The organism is Nocardiopsis sp. TNDT3 (assembly GCF_003427465.1).
Classification (GTDB): Bacteria; Actinomycetota; Actinomycetes; order Streptosporangiales; family Streptosporangiaceae; genus Nocardiopsis; species Nocardiopsis dassonvillei.
The window spans coordinates 1-5,653 of record NZ_QPFC01000407.1 but is presented as its reverse complement, the minus strand read 5'-3'; the positions used below and the strand labels follow the sequence as shown (position 1 = coordinate 5,653).

8 protein-coding genes are annotated in these 5,653 nt (G+C 72.2%); 3 read left to right on the top strand and 5 right to left on the bottom strand.

The annotated features are described in order from the left end of the window. Positions 1-215: hypothetical protein (locus DQW06_RS29490; protein WP_232833004.1), on the bottom strand; the 215-nt coding region annotated here is incomplete at its 3' end. 333 nt (positions 216-548) lie between these two features. On the opposite strand from DQW06_RS29490, the gene DQW06_RS10835 reads away from it, so the two are divergent. The 3 genes from DQW06_RS10835 to dpgD are packed head-to-tail and all read left to right on the top strand — an operon-like array spanning position 549 to position 3,562. Beyond that, positions 549-1,304 carry a DNA-binding response regulator gene (locus tag DQW06_RS10835; protein WP_117198383.1) on the top strand — a complete coding sequence of 252 codons (756 nt, stop codon included), beginning with the start codon at positions 549-551 and terminating at the stop codon, positions 1,302-1,304. Between the two features lie 40 nt (positions 1,305-1,344). Further along, positions 1,345-2,688, top strand: a complete 1,344-nt coding sequence (gene dpgC, locus DQW06_RS10830; protein WP_013152772.1) for a (3,5-dihydroxyphenyl)acetyl-CoA 1,2-dioxygenase DpgC — start codon at positions 1,345-1,347, stop codon at positions 2,686-2,688. A 58-nt stretch (positions 2,689-2,746) separates the two neighbouring features. Then, positions 2,747-3,562, top strand: coding sequence for an enoyl-CoA-hydratase DpgD (gene dpgD, locus DQW06_RS10825; protein WP_013152771.1), 816 nt, complete (start codon positions 2,747-2,749; stop codon positions 3,560-3,562). Between the two features lie 233 nt (positions 3,563-3,795). Here the strand turns inward: dpgD and DQW06_RS10820 are convergent, their stop codons facing one another. The 4 genes from DQW06_RS10820 to DQW06_RS10805 are packed head-to-tail and all read right to left on the bottom strand — an operon-like array spanning position 3,796 to position 5,575. Next, positions 3,796-4,539, bottom strand: a complete 744-nt coding sequence (locus DQW06_RS10820) for a GIDE domain-containing protein (RefSeq protein ID WP_013152770.1) — start codon at positions 4,537-4,539, stop codon at positions 3,796-3,798. Positions 4,540-4,596: 57 nt separating this feature from the next. After that, complete coding sequence (gene mnhG / locus DQW06_RS10815) at positions 4,597-4,947, bottom strand: monovalent cation/H(+) antiporter subunit G (protein WP_071621947.1); 351 nt, start codon at positions 4,945-4,947, stop codon at positions 4,597-4,599. Beyond that, the gene (locus DQW06_RS10810) at positions 4,944-5,201 is read right to left on the bottom strand and encodes a monovalent cation/H+ antiporter complex subunit F (RefSeq protein ID WP_013152768.1); all 258 of its coding nucleotides are present in this window, start codon (positions 5,199-5,201) and stop codon (positions 4,944-4,946) included. The genes mnhG and DQW06_RS10810 overlap by 4 nt, the downstream gene beginning before the upstream one ends. Further along, positions 5,198-5,575, bottom strand: a complete 378-nt coding sequence (locus DQW06_RS10805; RefSeq protein ID WP_013152767.1) for a Na+/H+ antiporter subunit E — start codon at positions 5,573-5,575, stop codon at positions 5,198-5,200. The genes DQW06_RS10810 and DQW06_RS10805 overlap by 4 nt, the downstream gene beginning before the upstream one ends. Between the last annotated feature and the right edge of the window lie 78 nt (positions 5,576-5,653).

The following is a 5,653-nucleotide window of genomic DNA, read 5'->3' as shown; positions in this document are numbered from 1 at the left end:
GGATCGGCCGGGGGCCCGGCGGCCGGGAGCGGCGCGGCGGAGTCGGCCGAGTCCGGTCCCGACCGGCGTTCGAGCCCGGTGTTCCCGGTTTCGGGGGCGATGGTCCGGCCGGCCTGGACTTCGATGACCGCGTCCTTGGCGGCCGGGCCGTCCTTCGGCTTTCCACGCGCGCGATCGGCCCGCTCGGGCAGGACGGCGGAGCAGGGGGAGGTCACGGGTAACCATGCCGCGCCGCTTCGGTCCCGGTTTCGCAGCGGTTTTCCGCAGACCGGCGCACGCGACCCGTCGTACCCGCGCCCCGGCGTCCGCCTGCGAAGTGGTCGGCGTTGTCACCATGTCCACAACTGGCCAAGACATTGATGGAAACAGCCCATACTGGAACACTCAATATGGTCACTTCACTATATCGCGAACCCCCAGCGAGACATCTTTCAAAAATGAATGAACCGGCTATTCGGGAACCCTGCATCGACGTTTCTCTCGAGGAGGGCGCCGAATCCCCCACTCCCCCGAACGACCATCTCGAAAACCCTGGTACCCACTGGAAGATGAATCTGGCTCCTCCCCTGGACGGCGGGGACGAGGATGTCGACGCCCGCGACCTCACGGCCCGGTTCTGGGAAGAGGTGGAACTGCTCGGGGACCCCCTCCCCGAGGTTCGGATGACGACCGTTTCGGCCTCGATCCTCGGTGCCTCCGCCGTCACCAGGATCACCGAGTCCGCAGGTCCCTCCCGCAGGATCGACCTCAGAATGACGGCCACCCACTCGGACCTGCTGGAAGGAGGGAACCGGCGGGCGATCTCGCTCCTCTCCGACCGGGGCGTGCGCGTCCGCGTGGCCCCCGACGGGTTCCCCACGATGCTGGTGATCGGCTCGCGTGTCGGCTTCGTCGAGTCCAACCGGGCCGACGACGCGACCAAGCTGCGCGTCGTGCGCTCCCCGGGGATGATCGACTGGATGATCCGCTACCAGCGCGCCCTCTGGGACCGCGCGGTGGGCTTCTCCAACCTGCGGGACGCCCTCGGCATCCTCGACAACGACAACCAGGCACGGGCGATGTACTACCTGTGCTCCGGGATGAAGGACGAGTCCGCGGCCCGCTGCATGGGCGTGTCCGTCCGTACCTACCGCCGCCACGTGGCGGGCGTCATGTCCGCGCTCGGGGCCTCGTCCCGCTTCAAGGCCGGCCTCAGGGCCCACCAGCTCGGCCTGTACCGCCTGTGCTCCGAGGCCGGAACCGGCCCGAAGGAGACGGCGTCCCCGCTTCCGGACGTTCCCGCCCAGATCAACTGGTGCTTCTGACGCCCTCCGGCCCCCTTCCCCCACTTCGGAGTCCTCAACGATGAACGCCCTGCTCACGGCGGCGGACGCTCTGGCCAAGGTCGACGCCACAGCGCTCCCCCACGACCTGCCGACGGCGGCCGGGGTCCTCGGTGACGCCGCCCTGCGTCTGGACGAGGTGCTCGCGGCGGCCGCCGAGCCCGCGCGGCGCACGCCCGAGGAGCACCAGGCCGTCTCCCGGGCCAAGGACACCCTCCGTGCCGTCCGCTCCCGGTTCCTCGACGCGCACGTGGACAGCGTCTACGGTGACCTCACCGACGGCCACCGGCGGCGCCCGCGCCTGCGCGAACTGGTCACGGACGCTGCGACCCGGTTCCCCGGCCTGGTGCCGACCCCCGATCAGATGGCTACCGAGTCCGCCCGGCTCCAAGCCCACAAGGAGGGCCTGGAGATCGACCAGGGGATCTTCTTCCGGGCCGTCCTGGGCTCCGAGGCGGCGGGGCGGCACCTCGTCGACTCGATGCTCCGCCCCACCGGCCGAGCCCGGGCCCTGTACCCCGAGTACCGCAGGACCGGCGTCGCGGACCTCGGCTCCGTCCGGCTGGAGAGGATCGGCTCCACCGCGCACGTGACCATGTGCGGCGCGGACCGGCTCAACGCCGAGGACAACGACCAGGTGGACTCCATGGAGACCGCGGTGGACCTGGTGCTGCTCGACCCCGACGTGGGAGTCGGCGTACTGCGGGGCGGCCCGATGGAGCACCCTCGCCACCGGGGCAGGCGTGTGTTCAGCGCGGGGATCAACCTCAAGGAACTGCACGCCGGACGGATCTCCCTCGTGGACTTCCTGCTCCGGCGGGAGCTCGGCTACATCAACAAGATCGTCCGGGGCCTGGCCGTCGAGGGACCGGACTCGTGGCGGGCTCCGACGGTCCACAAGCCGTGGGTGGCCGCGGTCGACGCCTTCGCCATCGGCGGCGGGGCCCAGCTGCTGCTGGTCTTCGACAGGGTGATCGCCGGTGAGGACTCCTACTTCAGCCTCCCGGCGGCGCAGGAGGGCATCGTCCCCGGTGTGGCCAACCTCCGGCTCGGCCGCGTCGGCGGCACCCGGCTCTCCCGGGAGGTCATCCTCTGGGGCCGGCGGATCTGGGCCACCGAGCCGCAGGCGGCCGCGCTCTTCGACCACGTGGTCGACCCGGCCCTGCTGGACGCCGCCGTGGAGGAGGCGGCCGAACGCATGGACAGCCCGGCCGTCGTCACGAACAGGCGCATGCTCCAGCTGGCGGAGAACCCGGCGGAGCCCTTCCGCGCCTACATGTCGGAGTTCGCGCTCCAGCAGTCGCTGCGCCTGTACAGCGAGGACGTCATCACCAAGACCGGCCGCTTCACCGCGGCGCGCGCCTGAGATCGGACCGGAGGGCCCGCCGCGCCGGGCCGGACCGCCCGCCAACCTACGGAGGACCATGTCCGCAGAGCAGGAGACCGCCCCGCCACGGGTCCGGTACGTGAAGGAGGACGGGGTCGCCCGCGTGACCATCGACCGCCCCCACGTCCTGAACGCCATGGACCTGCGGACCCACGAGGAACTCGCCGAGGTCTGGGACGACGTGGAGGCCGACGACGACGTCTGGGCGGTGGTCCTGACCGGGGCCGGCGACCGGGCGTTCTCCGTGGGCCAGGACCTGGGGGAACGGGCGGCACTGGACTCCGGTGGCGCCGAGGGGACCACCTTCGGCAGCCGGGGGGCTCCGGGCTGGCCCCGGCTGACCGAACGCCACGCGTTCGCCAAGCCCGTCATCGCCCGCGTGGACGGGTACGCCATGGGGGGCGGGTTCGAGCTGGCCCTGGCGTGTGACGTCATCGTCGCCTCCGAGCGCTCGACGTTCGCCCTGCCGGAGGCACGGCTGGGGCTGGTCCCCGGGGCGGGCGGCGTCTTCCGGCTCACCAGGCAGATCCCGGCGCGGATCGCGATGGGCCACCTGTTGACGGGGCGGCGGATGTCCGCGCGCCGCGCGGCGGACCTGGGCCTGGTGAACGACGTCGTCCCGCACGAGGAGCTGGACGCGTGCGTCCAGGGCTGGGTGGACGACCTCCTGCGCAGCGCGCCCCTGTCGGTGCGGGCCATCAAGGAGGCCGTCGCCCGCTCGTCCCACCTGTCCGTGGAGCAGGCGTTCGGCAGCCGCTTCTTCTGGGAGGAGCGGCGCGCGCGCAGCGAGGACGCGCGGGAGGGCCCCCGGGCGTTCACCGAGAAACGCCCTCCCCGGTGGCGGGGCCGCTGAGGGCGCGCCGCCGGGCGAGGTGGCGGATCCCTTCGCCCGGCGGTCTGACGAGGGACCCGCCGGGGGTTGGACCGAAGGTGCGCCACCGTCCGACCGCCCGCTGGCTGATCGGCGCCCCGGCCAAGCGGTCGTCGATCGCCTGCGACCGCTGACCGGGACACTTCCTCCCGTCCGCAGTCCGGCGGCGTCGGCCGCAGCGCAGTTTCGGCATGGTCGCGTCCGCGATCGCCGGGTCACAGGAGCCACAGGGTGAGCGCGAGGGATCCGAGGAAGGCGGCTCCGGCCAGGACCTGCCTCGTCAGGTGGGCGTCGTACACCTGTGGGGCGGTGCGCGTCGAGAGCAGCAGGTACCCGTCGGAGGAGCTCGCGACGAGGGTCTCCTCGTTCCACTCGTACGCGGTCCCGTTGACCAGCAGACGGGTCCCGGGCGCGATGGCCCACTCCCGGTAGGAGCGGCCGGTGCTCGAATGCGCGTGCTCGGGCCGCAGCTCCCGCCTCGCCTCCGCCCTGCCCGGAGCGCCCTCCGCCAGGGGGTCGACCACGAAGGAGTCGTGGGTGAGGGCGACCTTGTCCGTGACGGCTCCACGGGGGTGGCACCACGCGCTCCCCGTCCTGTCCTCGATCAGGAAGGGCGCCTCGCTCTGCTCCGCGTGGACCAGGCTCACGCGAAGGCGCTCGTGGCGCGAGCCCTCACCGGGGCGGTGGTCCCACACCTCGGTCCGGTACCACACGCACCTGGTCCCGGAGTAGGGGGCCACCAGCGGTCCCGAGGACCCCGGTACGGCGTTCCCGTCGACCAGGACCGGGGTACCAGAGCGGGGCAGGTCCCGTAGCGGAGGTGTCCGGGAGCGGCGCATCCTCGTGGACCGTGCGCGCGTGCGCAGCACGCGGGCGAGCAGGAGGGCGCTGAGCACGGTGGCCAGCAGGGCAAGGAGCTGGAGCGCGGTCCGCGCTCCACCGACGAACATGTCATCCATAGTCACCGCCTCCTCGTGCCGGCGGCCGTGGTGACGGGCCACCGGCACGGAGCAGGGTCAGCCCTCCTCCGAGCGGTCCGCGTCCGCGTCGGCGAGGGCGTCGTGCCGGGTGGCGGGGGAAAGCGGTGTTCCCGCCAGGTATCCCGCCCGGGCCAGGGCGTTGCCGCCGACCGCGGCGGTGGCCAGTTGCACGAGCAGCGCCAGGCCGATCTTGAGCGCGTTCTCCACCGAGGGGAACCACAGCAGCAGACCGAGCAGGAGCAGGGCCGTCCCCAGTCCGGCCGAGACCGACACCCCGTGCAGGCGGGCGTAGAAGTCGCGCAGGCGCACCAGGCCGAGGGCTCCCACGGCGAACACGGACGCGCCCGCGATCACGCAGGCCACGGCGAGCGTCTCGAACGGGGTCATCGTTTGCCTCCGGAGATCAGTCGGGCCAGGGACAGGGCGGAGAGGAACCCCACGAGGGCGCACACGAGCACGATGTCGACCACCAGGGCGGAGTCGACGCGGAGGCCGAGGACGACCACGAGGCCGACGAAGCCGAAGAGGACCACGTCGGCCCCGGCGGCCCTGTCCGCCCGGTCGGGGCCCGAGAGGATCCGGTACGCGGCCAGGACCATGGACGCGCCGAGCAGCAGCAGCGCGATGTCGACGGGGTTCATCGGGTCTCCTCCCCGCGGGGCTCGGCCCGCGTCCGTCCGGCGCGCGTCAGGCCCAACAGGTAGTCCTCCATCTGGTGGATGTCGTCGAGGAAGGCCCGCTCGTCAGCGGTGTACATGCCGTGCACCCACAGGGTGGGCGGGTCGGTGCGGGTGGCCACGGTCACCGTTCCGGGGGTCAGGGAGACCATGTTGGCGACGGCCGTGATCTCCAGGTCGGTGCGGCAGCGCAACGGGACCTCGATCAGGGCGGGCACGGACGCGCTGCCCGGGGTGAGGATGTCCCAGGCGACCTGGAGCGTGGAGGTCACCACCCGGGAGCCGTAGAAGAACGGGAACCACGCGATCCGCAGGATCCTGCGCAGGAAGGGGGTCATCGGTTCGTCACCGCCTCGACGTAGGTGGAGGTGTCCAGCAGATGGGCCGCGGCCTGGGCGCTCAGGTCGAGCAGGACC

Excerpts from the sequence above, each read along its gene's own strand:
- DQW06_RS10810 (WP_013152768.1), bottom strand. The coding sequence starts at position 5,201 with ATGAACCCCGTCGACATCGCGCTGCTGCTGCTCGGCGCGTCCATGGTC.
- dpgD (WP_013152771.1), top strand. The coding sequence starts at position 2,747 with ATGTCCGCAGAGCAGGAGACCGCCCCGCCACGGGTCCGGTACGTGAAG.
- DQW06_RS10805 (WP_013152767.1), bottom strand. The coding sequence starts at position 5,575 with ATGACCCCCTTCCTGCGCAGGATCCTGCGGATCGCGTGGTTCCCGTTC.
- mnhG (WP_071621947.1), bottom strand. The coding sequence starts at position 4,947 with ATGACCCCGTTCGAGACGCTCGCCGTGGCCTGCGTGATCGCGGGCGCG.
- DQW06_RS10820 (WP_013152770.1), bottom strand. The coding sequence starts at position 4,539 with ATGGATGACATGTTCGTCGGTGGAGCGCGGACCGCGCTCCAGCTCCTT.
- DQW06_RS10835 (WP_117198383.1), top strand. The coding sequence starts at position 549 with ATGAATCTGGCTCCTCCCCTGGACGGCGGGGACGAGGATGTCGACGCC.
- dpgC (WP_013152772.1), top strand. The coding sequence starts at position 1,345 with ATGAACGCCCTGCTCACGGCGGCGGACGCTCTGGCCAAGGTCGACGCC.